The organism is Amycolatopsis sp. NPDC049691, from assembly GCF_040675005.1.
Classification (GTDB): domain Bacteria; phylum Actinomycetota; class Actinomycetes; order Mycobacteriales; family Pseudonocardiaceae; genus Amycolatopsis.
The window spans coordinates 119,825-138,375 of record NZ_JBFANX010000009.1 but is presented as its reverse complement, the minus strand read 5'-3'; the positions used below and the strand labels follow the sequence as shown (position 1 = coordinate 138,375).

The 18,551-nt window shown below is 71.7% G+C and carries 20 protein-coding genes and 1 pseudogene; 11 read left to right on the top strand and 10 right to left on the bottom strand.

Translation table 11 applies throughout. The features are described from left to right. The first annotated feature begins 112 nt into the window (after positions 1 to 112). The 3 genes from AB0J40_RS21910 (at position 113) to AB0J40_RS21900 (ending at position 4,180) form a co-directional block, all read left to right on the top strand. Positions 113 to 1,648: an ATP-binding protein gene (locus AB0J40_RS21910; protein ID WP_364455888.1), complete on the top strand. Its 1,536-nt coding sequence runs from the start codon at positions 113 to 115 to the stop codon at positions 1,646 to 1,648. A 4-nt stretch (positions 1,649 to 1,652) separates the two neighbouring features. Beyond that, positions 1,653 to 3,524 (top strand): glycosyltransferase family 39 protein, encoded by a 1,872-nt coding sequence (locus tag AB0J40_RS21905; RefSeq protein WP_364455886.1) that lies wholly within the window; start codon positions 1,653 to 1,655, stop codon positions 3,522 to 3,524. 101 nt (positions 3,525 to 3,625) lie between these two features. Further along, a complete protein-coding gene (locus AB0J40_RS21900) occupies positions 3,626 to 4,180 on the top strand; it encodes a GNAT family N-acetyltransferase (RefSeq protein ID WP_364455884.1) in 555 nt (184 codons plus the stop codon). Here the strand turns inward: AB0J40_RS21900 and AB0J40_RS21895 are convergent. Both AB0J40_RS21895 and AB0J40_RS21890 read right to left on the bottom strand, forming a co-directional pair. Continuing rightward, positions 4,166 to 5,287 (bottom strand): hypothetical protein, encoded by a 1,122-nt coding sequence (locus AB0J40_RS21895; RefSeq protein WP_364455882.1) that lies wholly within the window; start codon positions 5,285 to 5,287, stop codon positions 4,166 to 4,168. The two genes, AB0J40_RS21900 and AB0J40_RS21895, sit on opposite strands and share 15 nt — an antisense overlap. Further along, positions 5,284 to 6,339 (bottom strand): helix-turn-helix transcriptional regulator, encoded by a 1,056-nt coding sequence (locus AB0J40_RS21890; protein WP_364455880.1) that lies wholly within the window; start codon positions 6,337 to 6,339, stop codon positions 5,284 to 5,286. Before AB0J40_RS21890 ends, AB0J40_RS21895 begins: the two co-directional genes overlap by 4 nt. 235 nt (positions 6,340 to 6,574) lie before the next feature. Between AB0J40_RS21890 and AB0J40_RS21885 the strand changes: the two genes are divergently transcribed. The 4 genes from AB0J40_RS21885 to AB0J40_RS21870 all read left to right on the top strand — a co-directional run bounded on the left by AB0J40_RS21885 (position 6,575) and on the right by AB0J40_RS21870 (position 8,846). Continuing rightward, the gene (locus AB0J40_RS21885) at positions 6,575 to 7,192 is read left to right on the top strand and encodes a hypothetical protein (protein WP_364455878.1); all 618 of its coding nucleotides are present in this window, start codon (positions 6,575 to 6,577) and stop codon (positions 7,190 to 7,192) included. A gap of 22 nt (positions 7,193 to 7,214) precedes the next feature. Continuing rightward, complete coding sequence (locus AB0J40_RS21880; RefSeq protein WP_364455877.1) at positions 7,215 to 7,877, top strand: Crp/Fnr family transcriptional regulator; 663 nt, start codon at positions 7,215 to 7,217, stop codon at positions 7,875 to 7,877. Between the two features lie 82 nt (positions 7,878 to 7,959). Next, positions 7,960 to 8,232 carry a hypothetical protein gene (locus AB0J40_RS21875; RefSeq protein WP_364455875.1) on the top strand — a complete coding sequence of 91 codons (273 nt, stop codon included), beginning with the start codon at positions 7,960 to 7,962 and terminating at the stop codon, positions 8,230 to 8,232. After that, positions 8,229 to 8,846, top strand: coding sequence for a hypothetical protein (locus tag AB0J40_RS21870; protein ID WP_364455873.1), 618 nt, complete (start codon positions 8,229 to 8,231; stop codon positions 8,844 to 8,846). Before AB0J40_RS21875 ends, AB0J40_RS21870 begins: the two co-directional genes overlap by 4 nt. Here the strand turns inward: AB0J40_RS21870 and AB0J40_RS21865 are convergent. The 4 genes from AB0J40_RS21865 to AB0J40_RS21850 are packed head-to-tail and all read right to left on the bottom strand — an operon-like array spanning position 8,843 to position 12,494. Beyond that, positions 8,843 to 9,880, bottom strand: a complete 1,038-nt coding sequence (locus tag AB0J40_RS21865) for a thiamine-phosphate kinase (RefSeq protein WP_364455871.1) — start codon at positions 9,878 to 9,880, stop codon at positions 8,843 to 8,845. The genes AB0J40_RS21870 and AB0J40_RS21865 overlap by 4 nt on opposite strands. Next, entirely contained in the window at positions 9,864 to 10,457 is a 594-nt protein-coding gene (dcd, locus tag AB0J40_RS21860) for a dCTP deaminase (RefSeq protein ID WP_364455870.1), read from the bottom strand. Before dcd ends, AB0J40_RS21865 begins: the two co-directional genes overlap by 17 nt. Then, complete coding sequence (locus tag AB0J40_RS21855) at positions 10,454 to 11,203, bottom strand: hypothetical protein (protein WP_364455868.1); 750 nt, start codon at positions 11,201 to 11,203, stop codon at positions 10,454 to 10,456. The genes dcd and AB0J40_RS21855 overlap by 4 nt, the downstream gene beginning before the upstream one ends. Before the next feature lie 13 nt (positions 11,204 to 11,216). After that, positions 11,217 to 12,494 carry a helix-turn-helix domain-containing protein gene (locus tag AB0J40_RS21850; protein WP_364455866.1) on the bottom strand — a complete coding sequence of 426 codons (1,278 nt, stop codon included), beginning with the start codon at positions 12,492 to 12,494 and terminating at the stop codon, positions 11,217 to 11,219. Positions 12,495 to 12,773: 279 nt separating this feature from the next. On the opposite strand from AB0J40_RS21850, the gene AB0J40_RS21845 reads away from it, so the two are divergent. Together AB0J40_RS21845 and AB0J40_RS21840 are read left to right on the top strand one after the other, a co-directional pair. Beyond that, on the top strand, positions 12,774 to 13,097 hold the full coding sequence (locus AB0J40_RS21845; RefSeq protein WP_364455864.1) for a hypothetical protein: 324 nt from the start codon (positions 12,774 to 12,776) through the stop codon (positions 13,095 to 13,097). Continuing rightward, positions 13,094 to 13,660 (top strand): hypothetical protein, encoded by a 567-nt coding sequence (locus AB0J40_RS21840; protein ID WP_364455862.1) that lies wholly within the window; start codon positions 13,094 to 13,096, stop codon positions 13,658 to 13,660. The genes AB0J40_RS21845 and AB0J40_RS21840 overlap by 4 nt, the downstream gene beginning before the upstream one ends. A gap of 45 nt (positions 13,661 to 13,705) precedes the next feature. Here AB0J40_RS21840 and AB0J40_RS21835 read toward each other — a convergent pair whose 3' ends face one another. Beyond that, on the bottom strand, positions 13,706 to 13,927 hold the full coding sequence (locus tag AB0J40_RS21835) for a hypothetical protein (protein ID WP_364455860.1): 222 nt from the start codon (positions 13,925 to 13,927) through the stop codon (positions 13,706 to 13,708). Positions 13,928 to 14,010: 83 nt separating this feature from the next. Continuing rightward, positions 14,011 to 14,264 (bottom strand): annotated as a pseudogene (locus AB0J40_RS21830) (XRE family transcriptional regulator); the annotation flags it as partial. A 79-nt stretch (positions 14,265 to 14,343) separates the two neighbouring features. On the opposite strand from AB0J40_RS21830, the gene AB0J40_RS21825 reads away from it, so the two are divergent. Both AB0J40_RS21825 and AB0J40_RS21820 read left to right on the top strand, forming a co-directional pair. Beyond that, positions 14,344 to 15,600 (top strand): bifunctional glycosyltransferase family 2/GtrA family protein, encoded by a 1,257-nt coding sequence (locus tag AB0J40_RS21825; RefSeq protein ID WP_364455858.1) that lies wholly within the window; start codon positions 14,344 to 14,346, stop codon positions 15,598 to 15,600. Then, a complete protein-coding gene (locus tag AB0J40_RS21820; protein ID WP_364455856.1) occupies positions 15,600 to 17,441 on the top strand; it encodes a glycosyltransferase family 39 protein in 1,842 nt (613 codons plus the stop codon). The genes AB0J40_RS21825 and AB0J40_RS21820 overlap by 1 nt, the downstream gene beginning before the upstream one ends. 36 nt (positions 17,442 to 17,477) lie before the next feature. Here the strand turns inward: AB0J40_RS21820 and AB0J40_RS21815 are convergent, their stop codons facing one another. Together AB0J40_RS21815 and AB0J40_RS21810 are read right to left on the bottom strand one after the other, a co-directional pair. Then, a complete protein-coding gene (locus AB0J40_RS21815) occupies positions 17,478 to 18,035 on the bottom strand; it encodes a hypothetical protein (protein ID WP_364455854.1) in 558 nt (185 codons plus the stop codon). Positions 18,036 to 18,085: 50 nt separating this feature from the next. Then, complete coding sequence (locus AB0J40_RS21810) at positions 18,086 to 18,508, bottom strand: nuclear transport factor 2 family protein (RefSeq protein WP_364455852.1); 423 nt, start codon at positions 18,506 to 18,508, stop codon at positions 18,086 to 18,088. Positions 18,509 to 18,551 lie beyond the last annotated feature (43 nt).

Sequence of the window (18,551 nt, the reverse complement as noted above, 5' to 3'; positions counted from 1 at the left end):
CAGCCGTTCCTGTGACCGGAGGAACCGGACTTCCGCGACGGGCCGGTCACCGCACAGCCGCCTCACAGGCAGCACACAACCCGCACACACGGCGCGGACGGACGCTCTACCCATGGCCGCGCGAACCGTTGCACCGCACCCCCGCCGGGGGCGCCTTTCGCTGCGCGCGAAGCTGACCGGCTCGATGGTCGTGCTGCTCACCGTGGTGTGCCTGATCGTCGGGGTGGTCAGCGAGTTCGCGCTCGACCTCTTCCTCACCCGGCAAATCGACCAGCAGCTTTCGGCCGCGGCGACACGATCCCTGGCCTTCGCGAGCAACGCCCGGCCCCGCGACGCCGGCCCGCAGCCCGACGACCAGGGCCAGCACCCGCTCGGGCAGAACGTCGGCACGGTGAGCGGCACCTTCGACGGGCAGCGGCTCGTCCACGACGACAGCATCTCCGAGCACGGCTCCCGGCTGGACCTCACCGCGGCCCAGCAGGCCGTGCTGCTTTCCGTGCCCGCCGACGGCAAGCCGCACACCGTGTCCTTCGACGACCTCGGCGAGTACCGGCTGATGGCGCTGCCGGTCACCGGCACGTCCGAGGTCGTGGTTACCGGCCTGCCGATGAAGCCGGTCAACGAAACGCTGCTCACCGTCGCGCTCATCCTCTTCGGCGTCGCCGCGGCCGGCGTGCTCGGCGCCGCCTTCCTCGGCGCGTTCGCGGTCCGCCGGACGCTGCGGCCGCTCGACCGCGTCGCCGCCACCGCCGGGCGCGTCACCGAGCTGCCGCTCGACCGCGGCCAGGTGGCGCTGTCGATCCGCGTGCCCGAGGCCGACACCGACCCGCGGACCGAAGTCGGCCAGGTCGGCTCGGCGCTGAACCTGATGCTCGGCCACGTCGCGCAGGCCCTCGAAGCGCGCCACGACAGCGAACTGCGCGTCCGCCAGTTCGTCGCCGACGCCAGCCACGAGCTGCGGACGCCGCTGGCCGCGATCCGCGGGTACGCCGAGCTGGCCGCCCGCGGCAGCTCGCTGGTGCCGCCCGACGTCGCGCACTCGATGCGCCGCATCCAGTCCGAGGCCGTCCGGATGAGCGCGCTCGTCGAAGACCTCCTGCTGCTCGCCCGGCTCGACGCCGGCCGCCCGCTCGACGTGCGCGACGTCGACCTCACCCGGCTGGTCGCCGACGCCGTCGGCGACGCCCAGGTCGCCGGGCGCGACCACCGGTGGCTGCTGGACCTGCCGGCCGGCCCGGTGCTCGCGCTCGGCGACGTCCAGCGGCTGCACCAGGTGCTGGCCAACCTGCTGGCCAACGCGCGCACGCACACCCCGCCCGGCACCACGGTCGCGACGTCGCTGGCCCGCTCGGCCGACGGCAGCGCCGTGATCACGGTGACCGACAACGGCCCCGGCATCGCCCCGGACCTGCTGCCGGACGTCTTCGAACGCTTCGCCCGCGGCGACTCCTCACGCTCGCGCACGGCGGGCAGCACCGGGCTCGGGCTGGCGATCGCGTGCGCCGTCGTGGTCGCCCACCACGGCACGATCGAGGTGCACAGCCGCCCCGGCCGGACGGAGTTCGCGGTGCGCCTGCCCGTGGCCGTGCCCGCACAGCGGGTGCACAGCATCGGCACAACGCTGCCCCAGCTGGAGACCGGAAGCTGAGCACATGACCGCTGTCGCGTCACGCGAAACCGTTGTGACCCCCTCACTTCCCGCAAGCCGGACCTGGCACCGGCCCGCGCTCGCCGCGCTGCTGCTCGGCACCGCCCTGCTCTATCTCTGGGGCCTCGGCGCCTCCGGCTGGGCCAACGCCTTCTACTCCGCCGCCGCGCAAGCCGGTTCGCAGAGCTGGAAGGCGCTGTTCTTCGGGTCGAGCGACGCGGCGAACGCGATCACCGTGGACAAGACCCCGGCGGCGCTCTGGGTGATGGGCCTGTCGGCCCGGCTGTTCGGCGTCAACGCGTGGAGCATCCTCGTGCCGCAGGCGCTGATGGGCGTCGGCTCGGTGTGGCTGCTGCACGCGGCGGTCAAGCGGACCTCCGGCCCGGCCGCCGGGCTCGTCGCGGGCCTGGTGCTCGCGCTGACCCCCGCCGCGGCGCTGATGTTCCGGTTCAACAACCCGGACGCGCTGCTCGTGCTGCTCCTGGTCGCCGGCGCGTACTGCGTGGTCCGCGCGCTCGAGAAGGCGAGCCCGAAGTGGCTCGCGCTGGCCGGCGTCGCCGTCGGGTTCGGCTTCCTGGCGAAGATGCTGCAGGCGTTCCTCGTGCTGCCCGCGTTCGCGGTGGCGTACCTCGTCGCGGCGCCGGTGCCGCTCGGCAGGCGGCTGCTGCACCTGCTCGGCGCGTTCGCGGCGACCGTCGCCGCGGCGGGCTGGTACCTCGTGGTCGTCGCGCTGTGGCCGGCCGCGGACCGGCCGTACATCGGCGGCTCGCAGACGAACTCGTTGTGGGAACTGGTCTTCGGCTACAACGGCTTCGGCCGCATCACCGGCGACGAGGTCGGCAGCGTCGGCGGCGGGGGTGGCCGCGGCTGGGGCTCGACCGGCCTGACGCGGCTCTTCGGCAGCGAGATGGCGGGCGGGATCGCGTGGCTGATCCCCGCGGCCCTGCTCGCCCTCGGCGCGGGCCTGTGGTTCACCCGCCGGGCCCCGCACACCGACCGCTCGCGCGCGGCGCTGCTGCTGTGGGGCGGCTGGCTGCTGGTGACGGCGCTGGTGTTCAGCTACATGGGCGGGATCATCCACCCGTACTACACGGTCGCGCTGGCCCCGGCGATCGCGGCGCTGGTCGGCACGGCCGCGGTCCAGCTGTGGCGGCTGCGCGCGCACCCGGCGGCGTCCGGGCTGCTCAGCGGCGGCGTGGCGCTGACCGCGCTGACGACGTACCTGCTGCTGTCCGGATCGTCGTGGCGGCCGTGGCTGGCCCCGGCGGTGCTGGTCGGCGGGCTGCTCGCGGCGGTGGCGCTGTTCTTCGCGACGCACCTGACGCGCTGGGCGGCTTCGCTCGTGGCCGTTTTCGCACTGGTCGTGCTGCTTTCCGGCAGCGGCGCGTACACGCTGGCGACGGCGGCGACGACGCATTCGGGCGCGATCCCGTCGGCGGGTCCTTCGGCGGGCTTCGGCTTTCGCGGCGGGCCGGGCGGCGGCTTCGGCGGCGGTCGCGGCGGCGGCCCGGGTGCCCTGCTGAGCACGACGTTGCCGGGCGCCCGGCTGACGGCGGTGCTGCGGCAGGACGCGGCGAAGTACACCTGGACGGCGGCGACGGTCCTGTCGAACGCGGCGGCCGGCTACCAGCTGGCCAGCGGCGCCCCGGTCCTGGCGGTCGGCGGTTTCAACGGGACGGACCCGTACCCGACGCTGGAACAGTTCCAGCGGTACGTCGCGAGCGGACGGATCCACTACTTCCTCGGCGACGGCATGACGATGCGGGGCGGCAGCGGCTCGGACGCGGCCCAGCAGATCGCCGATTGGGTGGCTTCGACGTACCGGTCGTCCACGGTGGACGGCGTGACCGTCTACGACCTCACCGCGGCCTCCTGAGGGAGGAACCGACGAAAGCAGGGTCAGTGCCGCACGACCTGGTCAACTCCGGGCCGCCTCCTGCACTATGGGAGTACCCGCCAGGACGGAGGCTTCTGCAGATGACCGAGCCCAACGTAGGGCGGGCCCGCTCCGCAGACCTGTTTCCGTTCGCCGCGGCCCTCGGTGACGGCGGATTCCTCATCGATCGCCTGATCCGCCAGCGGAACGGCCAGGGCGTGCTGTTCTTCGCCCGGCTCGGCTCCCGCCCGGCCGGCGCGGTGTACCTGTGGCTGGAAGAGGCCGAAGAACCCCCGATCCGGCGGCACCTGCCGGGCGTCGCCCTGCTCACCCACCTGCAGGTGCACCCCGAGCTGCGCAACCGCGGCGTCGGCGCGGCCCTGGTCGGCGCGGTGGAACAGCACCTCACCGATCGCGGCCACGAGCGGATAGCGCTGGCGGTCCGCACGGACAACCCGGCCGCGGCCCGGCTGTACGACCGCCTCGGTTACCGGGACTGGGGCCACGGGACCGTCACGTGCTACGCGCAGCTGACCCTGCCGAACGGTACCGTCCTGCAGGTGCCGGAACGGTGCTACGTGCTGGTCAAGGACCTCCGGGTGGTCACGCCGGAACCGCGCGGGGAGCCCAGGATCGGCGCTTCAAGCCGGTACTGACCGCCGGGACCCGGTAATCGATTCGAGCGCGGCGAGTGCGCCGTCGATCCCCAACCCGCCGCCGTGGTCTCGCCGGAGCTCGTAGACGTGGTCGCGCCAGCGCAAGCGGTCGTCCTGCCAAGCCCGCAGGTAGCGGACGCACAACTCCGGTGTGATCAGGTGACTGCGCCCGATCGAGGCCTTGAGCGCGGCGACCATCCGGGCCCGTTGCCCCGATTCGATGCCCGAGGCGAGCACCCGCTCGATCGTCGCGCCGATCATCCGGCGCCGTTCCGGCAGGAAAGCCGTCCAGTACCGCTTGTCGGCGTTCACCGGCCCCAGCCCGTTGTCCAACAGGCCGAACACCCCTTCGGCGAGGGTGTCCCCCAGCTCCTCGCCGCGGGCCCGGCGAGGGTCGTTGTAGGGGTCGTAGACGTCCTGCCACGCCGTCCCGACGACGGCCGACGGCCGCAGCCGCGATCCGTCCAGGAGGAAGAACCAGTCCTCGTTGTAGATGTTCGGGAAGAACGAGGTGAAGGTCGCTTCGCCGACGACCAGCGCGCCGCCGCCGATGAACACGTCCTGCGGGGAGCCGACCTCACGCAACGCGTGGCAGACCACCGAGTTGTCCGGCATCCCGGCGTTCGCCAACCCGACGACCGAGTGGTCGTCGAGCAGGCCGGCGGCGGCCCGGAGGTCACCGGGATGGGGCAGCTTGATGTCGTCGTCGAGGAAGAGGATCCGCTTCCAGCCCGCGAGACTCGACAGGAGCAGGCCGAGGTTGCGCTTGAGGCTGGTGTCGACGGGCCGGTGGAACCGGCTGAGCCGGAGGATCTCGTCGGTGGCGAACGCGGGCACGACCCCGTCCGGCAGGAGATCGAGGTCGATCGCCGTCACCTGGGCACCCGCCTTTTTGGCGGCCAGCGCCGCGCTCGACGCGCTGGCTCGCATGCTGCACAGGAGCACCAGGTGCGCGTCGAGGGACTTGGCCGCGCTGATGGCCTGCTTCAGGTAGGGCGCCGGACGCCCGTTGGGCACGATGATCGCGTCCAGGGTCGCGTTCGGGGCCGCGGCCGAGTCGAAGTGGGCCAGCAGATCCTGGTGTGACTCGTGGTGTCTCGCGTTCACCCGGCCGCCTCGGGCCATTCGTGCAGCCGGTTCTCCTCGAGTGTCCAATCCGGAGTCAGCCCCTGCCCGTTGATGACCGGGACCCGGCTGATGATGCTGAACGACTCTTCGCCGGCGAACCGCTCCCGTACGTAGGCGGTGTTCCGGTCCAGGAACCGGCCGTCCGTCAATGCGCGCACCGCGCCCAGCGTTCCTCGACCGTACATACCATTGCATACGGTCACAGTGCGCTTCCGGTTGAACGGAGATACGCCCCGGTAGAAGTGCGCGACGTCTTCCAGCAGGCGCTCCCGCTTGTCGAGCCGCGGCTCGATGAGCCTCGACCGGCCCGCCTCCTGGACGCGGAACCCGCCGTGTTCGGCGTCGTCCGCGCGGCCGACCTGCTCCACGGGGAGGTCGACCCGCTCGATGACGTCCCGGGTCACGGTGTTCCAGTCGACGCCGCCCAGGAGGACGAGGTGGCTGGTGTAATCGTCCGCCGTGAGCTCGTCGCTGGTGAGGAAGGTGACGGGGTTCTCGGGGTTGCGCGCCCTGATGTGGCCGAACAGCTCGATCAGCGCGTCGGGGTCCGCGTAGGTGTAGAGCGACACGAAGTCGGCGCTCTCGGGGTCGGCGTAGACGAGGTTCCGGCGGTACCGCTCCGGCAGTGGGGCGCACACGATCGTGATCCGCTGTTCCGGGTCGTCGAAGGTCCACAGGTCGCCCGCCCGGGTCTCCGCCGGGGCCACCTCCTTGCCTTCCCGCAGCCACAGCAGCTCTTCGAGCAGGTCCTTGCGCCCGTCCTGCTCCTCGTCCGTCAGTTCCCCGACGGGGAGCAGGTGCAGCCCGCCCTCCAGCGACCGGCGGGTGGCGAACAGCGTCGCGTACGCCTCGATCCGCCGGGTCGGCGGGCGGACGGGCTTGTCGACGTTCTCCCACGACGAGATGAGGGAGATGCTGACCCCGCCGAACGCCCGCGCGAGCTGAGCCTGGGTGAGCCCGGCGTCCGGCCACTGTTCCTCGCGCAACGCCTTCAGGCGGCGAGCGAGCGCACGCGGCGCGACTGAGGACACGACCTCCGCCACCCTTCAGTAAATTTCAGTAGAGCGGAAAGTGGCCTGATAGTACTCCTCGGACCTAAAGCGACGGTCGGCAACCCGCGGTTCCGAGGACTGAAACGTTACGTGTACCCAAATCTCCGCACAGCAATCGGATAACGCCGGTTCATCCAGGTTGTTCCAGGGTACTCCACCCGTTACAGTGAACTTGACTGAACTTCAGTTCACACCTGAAGGCAGGAGCGGGCCAATGAGTACTCCAGCGGACATACCCCGGCACCGGGCCATCGTGGCGGTCGACATCGAGGGATCGACCAAACACACGAACTCGGTGCGAGCCCTGCTCCGGAACGTCCTCTACCAGCTGCTCGAAGAGGCCTTCACGATCGCCGGGATCGGGCGCAAGCACCGGGACGCCTTCGTCGACCGCGGGGACGGTGCGCTGTGCCTCGTGCGGCCCTTCGACCAGGTGCCCAAGACGCTGCTGCTCGCGAGCTTCGTCCCGGCGCTCGCCGAGCTGCTGGACAAGCACGCCCGCAACCTCCCGGAGCTCGCCTTCCGGCTGCGCGTCGCCATCCACGCGGGTGAAGTGCACCGGGACAGCCGCGGGCTGTACGGCGAAGACGTCGACATCGCCTGCCGGCTGGTCGACGCCCCCGAGCTGAAGCGGCGGCTGCGCGAGACGAGCGCGCCGCTCGCGCTCGCCATCTCGCAGGAGATCCACCGCGCCGTCGTGCGACACGGCTACGCCGGCATCGACCACACGGCTTTCACCCAGACCGTCCACATCAAGCTCGGTGAAGAACGGCTTCGCGGCTGGCTCCACACGCCCGAAGCCGGCGCGCCGGAGGAAGGGCTGACCGCGTAAGGACCGGAAACGAGGTGGGGATGTGGAACCGACGGGATTCTGGGCCGACCTCGGTCCGGCCGATCGCCGGGTGCTGGCGGAGTCCGCCACGCGGCGCGCCTACCCGCGCGGTGGGACGCTCTGCCGGGAAGGCGACCGGTCCAGCGTCGTGCTGGTGCTGCTGGGCGGGCACGTGCGGATCGTGCACGGGACGCCGGACGGGCGCGAGGTCGTCGTCGGGGTGCGCGGCGCGGGGGACGTCATCGGCGAGCTGGCCGCGATCGACGCGCAGCCGCGTTCGGCGACCGTCGAAGCGCTCGACGCCGTCGAAGTCCTGGAAGTCCCCGGCGATCGGTTCGCCTCGCTGTGCCGGACGCGGTCGCGGATCTCGTGGGCGCTGCTGCTCGTGCTGTCGACGCGGCTGCGGTCGGTCGGCAAGCAGTGGCTCGAACTCGGGGGCGGCGCCGCGATCCGGCGGGTGGCCGCGCAGCTGATGCAGCTGGCCGTCCAGCACGGCGTGCCGCGCGGCGGGGACATCGAGATCGCGGTCCCGGCCACGCAGGCGGAACTGGCGATGACCGCCGCGATCTCGCGCGAGTCCTGGGCGCGCGTGACGCGCGACCTGCGGCGTCAAGGCGTCATCAGCACCGGCAGAAGACAGGTGACGATCCACCGCATGGCCGAACTTCGGCGGCTGGCGAGCTGAATCCCGCCTTCTGTGTCAGCTGACACAGAAGGCGCGGCGAGCCGGAGGTTTCCTGGATCCACGGGCAGAGGAGGGCATTGTCATGGACCCCTACACCACCCCACCGGGCCGCAGCCGCTGGCGCCGGGGCGTCTACGCGGCCGGGCTCGTCATCCCGTTCACCGCGTCCCAGCTGTGGGCACTGCTGGTGCTGCTGCGGCTGGCGCCGCTGGACGGGCTCGTCGGCCAGGCGTTCGTGCTGGTCCTGCTGGGTTCGGTCGTCGCGATCTGGGCGGCGTGGCGCTGGACCTGGCAGCTCGGCCGCGACCGCGACCGCAGGCCCGAGCCGGCCCCCAAGACGCGGATTCCGACATGACGTCCGGGCTCGCGATCGTCGCGGCCCTCGTGCTCGGCATCGCCGCCGGACGTCTCTCGCGCCACCTCGGCGGCCTCCTGCGCCGCCGGCTCACCGGAAGGAGCACGGAAATGACCAGCAGGCAAGCGTCGTTCCCCGCCCGGCTCTACCACTGGCGGTGGGAGATCCTGGCGGTGACGCTGCTGCCGTACGCCCTGGTGACGTTCGCGCTGTGGGCGGGCGCGCTGTGGACGTCGGTGGTCTTCGCCGTCGTGCTCGGCGTGGCCGTGCTGCGCCGCCGCCGGGTGCGCGACCGGATCAGCGCGATCCGCGTGCAGCACCGCCTGCGGGCGGCGTTCCCGTTGCTGCGCCTGCCGGGCGGCCGCCGTCCGGCGATCCTGTGGTCCCGCCCCCGCGGCGGCGACATCGTGGTGTCGCTGTTCGGCCGCGAGGCGTTCGAGCACCTGCACCGCCACCGCGCGGTCCTGGCGGCGGCGTGCGCGGTCCCGCAGGTGTACGTCGACCGCCACCCGAAGTACGCGAGCCTGGTGACGCTGACGATCAGCCCGACCGAGGCCCCGCGCGAGCGGACGGTCCTGCCGAGCAACGTGGTTCCCCTGCGGGCGCACAGCTAGCCGCCGAGCACCTCGGTGAGCAATGTGGACAGTTCACCGCCGTGCCACGAGGTGGCCGAGAACCGCTCCTGGGCGATCCCGTCCCACGGAGCGGTTCCCTTCGTGATCGCGGTGTCCTTGGTGAGCATCCCGATTTCCTGCACCGGGATGCCCTCCTCGCGCAGGGTCTTCTGGACCAGCCGGACGTCCGCCTCGCGGACGACCACGACCAGACCCCAGTCGCCCCACGTCTGCGCGAGGTCGAACGGGCGCAAACCGCACTGGGCGGCCACTTCGGCCACGGGCTCGTCGAGCGCGAACTCGCCGGTGACAACCGCGCCGAGGCCGTTCGCCTCACACAGCGTGCGGATCGTGGCGAACAGGCCGTCGGAAACGTCCATCGCCGCTCGCGCGTACCCCGTGGTGGCGAGTATCTGGCCCGCCTTCAGCTGGGCCATCGGGCGACAGGCCTGGTCCCAGATCGCGTCGTGGGCCTCGGCCGGGAGCGTCGCCCGCCCGGTCTCCAGCAGCGCCGCGGCCCACAGGTACCCGGCGGAACCGACCAGCAGCAGGCGATCCCCGGCCTGCGCACCCGACCGCCGGAGCCTGCTGCCCCGGCCACACCGCCCGACCGCCGTCGCGGTCAGCTGGACGGCGCCGTCCCGGATGTCCCCGCCGGCGACTTTCGTGCCGTGCGCCGCACAGCAGTCGTCGACGCCGTCGAGGAGTCGCTCGAAGTCGCGAACGGTGGTCGTCTTGGGCAGCGTGTAGTTGACGAGGAGCCCCAGCGGCTCGGCGCCGGCCGCCGCGAGGTCGGACAGGTTGATCGTCGCCAGCAGCCAGCCCGCGTGGTAGAGGTCGGGCTCGCGCAACAGGTTCACCACCGGCGCCGGGCAGCTGTCGGTGGTCGCGACCAGCTCGCTCGGCGTCGTCACCGTGCCGAGCAAGGCGCTGTCGTCGCCGAAGCCTTCCGTGCCGCGGTACCTCGGCTGCAGGATCCGCCGCTGGATCAGCTGCTCACCCAGGTCGCCGAGGGTTTCAGGGGTGCCGGACATGATCCGCCAATCGGGACGCGACGACCGCGTGGTCGCTCGAGTAGTTGTGCGGCATGGCGCCGTACGGCCGCTCGCTCCCGGTCGAAGCGAACAGCATCAAGTTGCAGATCCGGGCGCCGGGATACATCAGCACCGGGTGCCGCAGGTGGTTGACGATCTCCAGGGTCAGCACGGCACCGGTGTCGCGGCCGAACCCGGGACTGACCTGACCGCACAGGACCACGCTGATCCCGAGCCGCGCGTAGTCGCTCGTTCCGTCGACGAGCCCGGCCAGGTTTTCCGAGAGCCCGATCTTCTCCAGCGTCGGCGCGAGCACGACCTCGCCCGGCTCGACGGTCAGCCGCCCGCTCGCGTCCAGTGCCTTCGGGACCAGTTCGGGGTGGGTCGAGCGGTCGGCGACGTCGACCGGCCCGCGCGTCACGAGGGAGAACGCTTCGCGGCCGAGCCGGAGGCTGAGCGCGGCCGGCCGGACCAGCGCCGCGTCGAACGGGTCGACCCACAGCTGCCCGCTCTCGTACGCCCGCCGGATCGCCCGGTCGGTGAGGACGCCGGGCTGCTCGGGCCGCACGGGCTTCATGGTGCGACCCCGATGTCCAGCTTCGCCAGTACGGCGGTCACGAGCTCCTCGAAGTCCGCTGGGGTCAGGTCGAAGTTCGGCTGGTCGTCGCTTTCCCCCGGTTCGCAGTAGACGACGGTGGTGGACGTCCGGCGGGGCCCCTGGACCACGACGGTCGCGGTGAGCCCGGCGTCGACCGGCCGTACCGTGTGGACGATCGAGGTGTCGCAGCGGTAGACGTCGCCGCTCTGGACGTGCGGCGAAGCTCGGCGCCTGAGCCGGACCTCGCCGTCGGCGACCAGGGCCGCCGGGTTCGCGGGGTCGGCGCCGTAGCGGTACCGCCGGAACGGCTTGCCGCCGTCGGCCGTCTCGGCGAACTCGACCATGTGCATCCCGGTGCCGGTCAGCACGTGGGAGGCGAACTCCCAGCGGTGGCTGTGCGGGTTCGACTCGCCGCGGGAGACGGTGTCGCTGCTCGGCCAGACGTGCAGGCGGACGCGGAACTCCGGCTCGACGCCGGTGTGCAGGACGATCTTCGCGAAACCGTTGGGGTGCCAGTAAGAGCGTTTCGCGACTTCGGCGGCCGAGGCGGGGTCGCCGGCGAGGTCGCGCAGCCAGGCCGCGAACGCCGGGCGGTGGGCGCGGACGTACTCGGCCGCCGCTTCGAGCAGGTCGAGGCCAGGGCGGGAACCGTTGCCGCGCAACGCTTCCGCCAATCGCCGCGGGAAGGGGTGATCGCCGTTGACCACCCGGGGGGTCGTGCTCATGGGTGCGAGTTCTCTATTCTGCGGCTGACGGGGGTAGGAACTGCGGAGCCGGGAAAGCCAGTGCGACGGCGCGCAGAGCCGTCACGGCGTCGAGCGTCATCCAGATCGGGAGATCGCCACTGCCCCAAGCCCACAGGCCGCGCGAGGGTTCGTAGCGTTCCCACAGCGAATTCAGCGCGCGGCTCAACCTGGCCACCGGCACTTGTGGCGCCTCGGCCAGTGCCTGGAGGACCCAGGCGGAGGTGAAGTGCTTGATCGTGACCCGCACGTCCGGCCGCCCGTGCGGCTGCGGCAATGCGAGGTCCTCGGAGACACCGTCGTCGGGGTGGACCCGCTCGACGAGCCACCGGGTGGCGACGTCGACGGCGTCGGAGATTTCGTCGCTGCCGCGGCCGGCGCGCAGCAGCTCGCGCAGGGCCACCACCGCGCGAGCCGTGTGTGCGGTGGACGGCTCCGGTGAGACCAGCCCCTCTTCCTTCTTCTCGCCCCAGAGCGGGACGCCGTCGAAGTCGAGCCGGGCCGCGAGGAGGTCGTCCGTCAGGCGCCGGGTGAGCGGCGCGTCCGGCGCGAGCCGGACCGAAGTGCGCAATGCGGAAGAGAGCAGGAACGGCCGCGTCCGGGTGCGGTCGTCGAGCGAGCGCTCGAGGTAGGCCAACCCCTCCTCGGCGGTGAGGATGGTGCTGGCCTGGAAGAGGGCGCCGACGACCGCCGCCGTGACCTCGGGCCGCCGACCTTCCGAGCGGCCTTGCCAGCCGAACTCGGATCGTCGGTCGTAGAGGTCTTTCACGACGGAATGTAGGTCGAGGTAGGGCTCCCCTACCACGACCATCGCCGAGATGCCGTAGGCGGTGGCGAGCGTCGTGTGCGCGCCCCGCTTCTGGAGGTTGTGCCGCCAGCCGACGGCGCGGCCGTCGCCGTCGCGGATCAGCTCACCGGCGAGGCCGGCCCCGGCCCGGCGGAAGACCTCGAGCAGGGAGCCGCCGGTGGTCAGCGTCCCGGCGGCCGCCGGCGCGGGCGAGCGCGCGGCTTCGACCAGGTCCACCAGGGAATTTCCGGCTCGGAAGTGATCGTCGAGCAGGCGGGCGTTCTCCGCCGAAGGCAGGTACCGGCCCGCCTCCCACTGGGTCAGGTTCGCACGGGCGACGCCCACGATCCGGGCCACGTCCGCCTGGGTCTGCCGGGCAGCCTTGCGCAGCCGGCGCAGCTCGGCGCCGACGTGCTCGGTTGTTACCACATCATCACTACCTAACGGCCGCTGCGCGGCCGTAGAATGTAGGTAAGCACTCGACATCTACCTTACCTACCCAGGTAGGCATACGTAGGGGAGGTGACAATATGTGGACACAGAGCGCACCTTATCCCATCGGGAACTCTTTGTTGGTGCGGACTGGGGTCGACTCGCCCGAACGGGTTGGACGCCCAGCTCGCGGACCCCCTAGTTGTCGTAGGGAACGCGACCACGCGCAGCTGGGGCACTACGCAAAGTGCCCGGCGGCCTCCCCGAGCCGCCCGTGGGCGCCCGTGCCGGGCCGCCCGTTCGAGTCCGTGCGTTCTTTCCGGGGGTGCCACGATGCAAGACCACAACCTACCTACGTCCCGCCAACGTGGTTGGTTCGATCGGCTGCTGCTCCGCCTCGGCGAGTGGCTGTTCGCCGCCGACGAAGACGCCCGCGCGACCGCGCGCGGCTGGGAGGTCCGGCGCGGGGCCCGAGGCACCCGCGTGTACCGCGATCCCCGCTGGGACACCGTGCACGCCTGCGGCTCGTGCGGCGGCCACGGACTCAGCCCCTCCGACGGCACGGCTTGCCCGGGCTGCGCCGGAACCGGAGTCGTCCGCCGGGCACCCGCGACCGCCGTCCCGGTCGCCGACGGCTGCGAAGGAGCACGGTCATGACGCACGAAATCCCGGAACTGGCCCGGCAGCTGGCCCCCGTCAAGCGGCCCAACCCGCTGCTGTGGCTCTACCACTGGCGCTACGAGATCCTCGCCGTCACGCTGCTGCCGTACGCGCTGGTCAACCTCGTCCTGTGGCTGGGCCCGGTCTGGTCCGCGGTCGCTTTCGTGGTGGCGTTCAACTGGGTGTTCTACTGGCGCGCGGCCCGCCGGCACGTCCGCGGCCGGCTGCGCGCGATCGTGGTCCAGCACCGGCTGCGCACGGCGTTCGCGAGCGCCCGCATCTGCACGGTGGACGGCCGCCGCCCGGCGATCCTGTGGACCCGCCCGGTCGACGGGGACGTCGTGGTGTCGCTGTTCTGCCCGGCGGGCATCGGCTTCGACCAGATCCACTCCCGGCGCGACGTCCTGGCGGACGCGTGCTTCGCGACGGAGATCTACGTCGACCGCCACCCGAAGTACGGGGCGCTGGTGACGTTGACGATCTGCGCGAAGGCGGCTCGTCGCGAGCCCGGCCGCGCGGCGTCGCCGGGCGAGGTCGTCCCGCTGCGCGCGCACAGCTGACAGCCGCGCCCGGCGTCCAGCAAGTGGACGCCGGGCGCGGCTCGATCAGTCCTCGGTTTCCTCGGTATCGGCCGAGAACCGGAAAGCGACGACTGCGGCGATGGTCAGGAAAGCGGCGGCCACCAGCAGGACAGCGATGGCATAGATGGCCGCAGCGGGTGTCTCCAAGACCACACAGGCCAGCGCGACGATCAACACGGGGTTGATGACCCCCGCCGCGCCGCCGGCTCTCAGGGCCTGTGACAACGCCTGCAGCCAAGGCTTCATGATCGACCTCTTTCCATCGGGCGGAGCGCGGCACCACAGCTGCAGATGCTGCGAAAAGGTGTGGTTGTCATTTGGCGAGTTCTCTATTCTGCGGCTGACGGGGGCAGGAACTGCGGAGCCGGGAAAGCCAGTGCGACGGCGCGCAGAGCCGTCACCGCGTCGAGCGTCATCCAGATCGGGAGATCGCCACTGCCCCAAGCCCACAGGCCGCGCGAAGGTTCGTAGCGTTCCCACAACGAGTTCAGCGCGCGGCTCGACCTGGCCACCGGCACTTGTGGCACCTCGGCAGCGCCTGGAGGACCCAGGCGGAAGTAAAGTGCTTGATCGTCACCCGCACGTCCGGCCGAGCGCGGCGCACAGCAACCGCACAGGGCGATCACACGATCACCAAAGCGGGGGCCGCGACCGTGGTACGCATGACAGCCACCGCCTCCGCAGCACGGCCCGGGACCGTCCCGGTCGATCTGGCCGGTCCGCAGCCCGTTCTCGACGTCGTCATCCCGGTCTACAACGAAGAGACCGACCTCGAACCGTGCATCCGACGGCTGCACGCGCACCTGGCCGACCACGTCTCCTACCGCTACCGGATCACCATCGCCGACAACGCGAGCACCGATTCCACGCTGCGGGTGGCGGAACGACTCGCCCGCGAGTTCCCCGAGGTCGCCGTCCACCACCTCGACGAAAAGGGCCGCGGCCGCGCGCTCAACGCCGTCTGGCGCGCTTCCGACGCCGCCGTTCTCGCCTACATGGACGTCGACCTCTCCACCGATCTCGCCGCGCTCGGCCCGCTCGTCGCCCCGCTTCTCTCCGGGCACTCCGATCTCGCCATCGGCAGCAGGCTCGCCCGGGGCGCGCGAGTCGTGCGGGGGCCGAAGCGCGAGTTCATCTCCCGCGCCTACAACCTCATCCTCAAGTCCACGCTCGCCGCGAAGTTCAGCGACGCGCAGTGCGGCTTCAAGGCCATCCGCGCCGACGTCGCCCGCGAGCTGCTCCCCCACGTCGAGGACACCGGCTGGTTCTTCGACACCGAGCTGCTCGTCCTCGCCCAGCGCGCGGGGCTGCGGATCCACGAGGTGCCCGTCGACTGGGTCGACGACCCCGACTCCTCGGTCAACATCGTCAAGACCGCCACCGCGGACCTCAAGGGCATCGCCCGCGTCACGAAGGCGACCTTCACCGGCGAGATCCCGATCAGCAGGCTGCGCGAGCAGCTCGGCCGCCGGCCGATCGGGGTCGAGGCACCCGGGGTGCCGCCGCGGCTGGTGACGCAGCTCGTGCGGTTCGCCGCCATCGGCGTCAGCAGCACGCTCGCCTACCTCGTGCTGTTCCTGCTGCTGCGGACAGTCGTCGGCGCCCAGGCGGCCAACTTCACCGCGCTGCTGGTGACGGCGATCGGGAACACCGCCTTGAACCGGCGGCTCACGTTCGGCATCCGCGGCCGCACCGGCGCCGGGCGCCACCAGTTCGAAGGCCTGATCGTCTTCGGCCTCGGCCTCGCCCTGACCAGCGGGTCGCTCGCCCTGCTCAACGGATCCACCACCCCCGGCCTGGTCCTGGAGATCACCGTGCTCGTGCTGGCGAACCTCGCCGCGACGGTGCTCCGGTTCCTGCTCCTGCGCGGCTGGGTGTTCAACCCGCGCCGCCAGGCCGCCACCCAAGAGGAGCACTGATGACCGCCGTCCTGTCCGACCCCCTGACGCGGGAACCGCGCCACCGCAAGGAAGACGCCGCGCACGCGCCGCCGCGCTGGGTCCGCCCGGCCGTGTTCGGACTGCTGGCCGCGACCGCCGTGCTCTACTTCTGGGACCTCACCGCCTCCGGCTACGGCAACAGCTTCTACGCCGCCGCCGTGCAGTCCGGGACGCAGAGCTGGAAGGCCTGGCTGTTCGGGTCGCTCGACTCCGGCAACGTCCTGACCGTCGACAAGCCGCCCGCGGCGCTGTGGGTCGCCACGGCCTTCGCGCGGATCTTCGGCTTCTCCAGCTTCACCGTGCTGGCCCCGCAGGCAATGATGGGCGTCGCGTCCGTCGGCATCCTTTACCTGACAGTGAAACGGACTTCGGGCCCGGTCGCCGGGCTGCTGGCCGGCGCGATGCTGGCCGTGACACCGGTGGGCGCACTGATTTTCCGGTTCAACAACCCGGACGCGCTGCTCGTGCTCCTCATGGTCGCCGGCGCCTACTTCGTCGTCCGCGCGACGGAAAAGGCGTCGCCGAAGTGGCTCGCGCTGGCGGGTGTCGCGATCGGGTTCGGTTTCCTGACGAAGATGATGCAGGCGTTCCTGGTGCTGCCGGCGTTCGGGCTGGTGTACCTGATCGCGGCGCCGGCGTCGCTGCCCAAGCGGCTGCTGCACCTCGGCGGCGCGGTCGGCGCGCTGGTCGTCTCGGCGGGCTGGTACATCGCGCTGGTCGACCTCTGGCCGACGGCGTCGCGGCCCTACATCGGTGGGTCCGAAGGGGACAGTCTGCTCGAACTCGCCTTGGGCTACAACGGGTTGTCGCGCATCTTCGGCGGCGCCGACGGCGGTGGCCCCGGCGGCGGCATGGGCGGCGGGAACACCGGTTTCGGCGGCGCTTCGGGGCTGTTCCGGATGTTCGGCTTGAGCTTCGGCACGGAGATCTCGTGGCTGCTGCCGGCCGCGCTGATCGGGCTGGCCGCCGGCCTGTGGTTCACCCGCCGCGCGCCGCGCACCGACCGGACGCGCCTCGCGCTGGTCCTCTGGGGCGGCTGGCTTCTCGTCACCGCGCTGGTGTTCAGCTACATGAGCGGCATCGTGCACCCGTACTACTCGGTCGCGCTCGCCCCGGCGATCGCCGCGCTGGTCGCCATCTCGGGCCGCGCGCTGTGGCAGGGCCGGGCCAACCTGGGCCCGCGGGCGACGCTGGCCGGCATGGTCGTCGCGACGGCCGTGTGGTCGTTCATCCTGCTCGACCGCACGCCGGACTGGTTCCCGGCGCTGCGCTGGATCGTCGCGGTGCTCGGCGTCCTCGCCGGGACGGTGCTGGTGATGGGCGTGCCGACCGCCCGCAAGGCGGCCGCGGTCGTCGCGACGGCGGTGGTGCTGACCCTGGGCGTCTCCACGGCGGCCTACGGCGTCGAGACGGCGTCGGTCGCGCACAGCGGCTCGATCCCGACCTCGGGACCGACGTCGAGCGCGATGGGCGGTGGCTTCGGCGGCGACCCCGAGTCGTCCTCGAACGCGGTCGCCGAACTCCTGGCGAAGACGACGACGAAGTGGGCCGCGGCGACGACGGGCTCGCAGAACGCGGCATCACTGGAACTGGCCAGTGGCAAGGCCGTGATCGGCATCGGCGGCTGGAGCGGCTCCGACCCGGCACCGACGCTCGACGAGTTCAAGGCGTACGTCGCGGCCGGCGAGATCGAGTACTACATCGACGGCGGCCGCGGCGGCGGCCCGGGCGGCGGCTCGTCGGAGATCACCGCGTGGGTGACGGCGAACTTCACCGCCACGACGGTCGACGGCCAGACGGTCTACGACCTGCGGAAGTGACCACCGCCCGGGTTTCCCCGCGAAGCCCGGGCGGCTTCACGCGATCCCGCGGGCCTCGCGGACGAACGTGTCGCGGTGGGAGCCGCGGAAGACGGTCGTCTCGACGAGGGCCTCGAAGTGCCGGTACCCGCCGAGGGCTTCGGCCTCGTCGAACGCCTCGGCCGCGGCGGCGGTGCCGTGGCCCCCGCACCCGGCGACGACCACGACCTCCGACGTTTCCGGCGCGAAGGGGTTCGCCGCGCGGATGACCAGGCCGTAGTCGACGCGCGGCGCACCGGCGTCGTCGTAGCGCGGCGAGGCGGCGAAGCCGGACTTGCGGTCGTACACGGAGGATCCGTTCTCGGCGAACCCGAGCGACAGCACGCCGTCCAAGCGCTCGAGAACCCGTTCGGTGAGTGAATTGCCGCCGATCAGGATGAGATCGTCGCGGATCTCGTCTTCGGTGAGCGCCTCGGCTTCGACGAGCCGGACGGCCGACCCGAGCTGGGCCTGCAGCTCCACCACGGCGAGCAGATCGCCTTCGGCCACCACGGCGCCGGGGAAGCGCAGACCGTAGACCACCAGCGGCCGTGAGTCCTGCGACGCTGCGCCCATCGTCGGCTCCTTCGGTCGTGTAACCGAAGTCGTCGCAGGTCAGCGGCTCGTTACGGCCGGGGCCGCAGGTGGTGGCGGACGTCCCCGACGAGATCGACCGTCGCCCGGCGCTCGGTGAATCGCCACCCGTCGGCGGTGCGGGTGAACCGATCGGCGTACCGGCCCGCCGCGATCGTCTGCAACGGGAGCCCGGCGACCGCCTGCAGCACGGTGAAGTAGGCCCGGCCGGACGCCGTGTCGCCGTCCACCTCGAGGGCGAGGTTCGTCGTCACGTGCTTGGTGCGCGGGGTGCCGTCCTCGTACACGACGACCGAGTCACGCAGCATCCGCGCGACCTCGGCGCCGCGGAAGACCCCGCCGCTGCCGACGAACGCCCCGGCGGCGAACAGCGCGCCCACGCCGTCGAAATCCCCCGCGTCGACCAGCGACGCGTAGGAGTAGACCAGGTTTTCGAGCGCGCGGTGATCGTCCACGGGCCCGATCGTACAGAGAAAGTATAGAAACCTTCCGTACCGT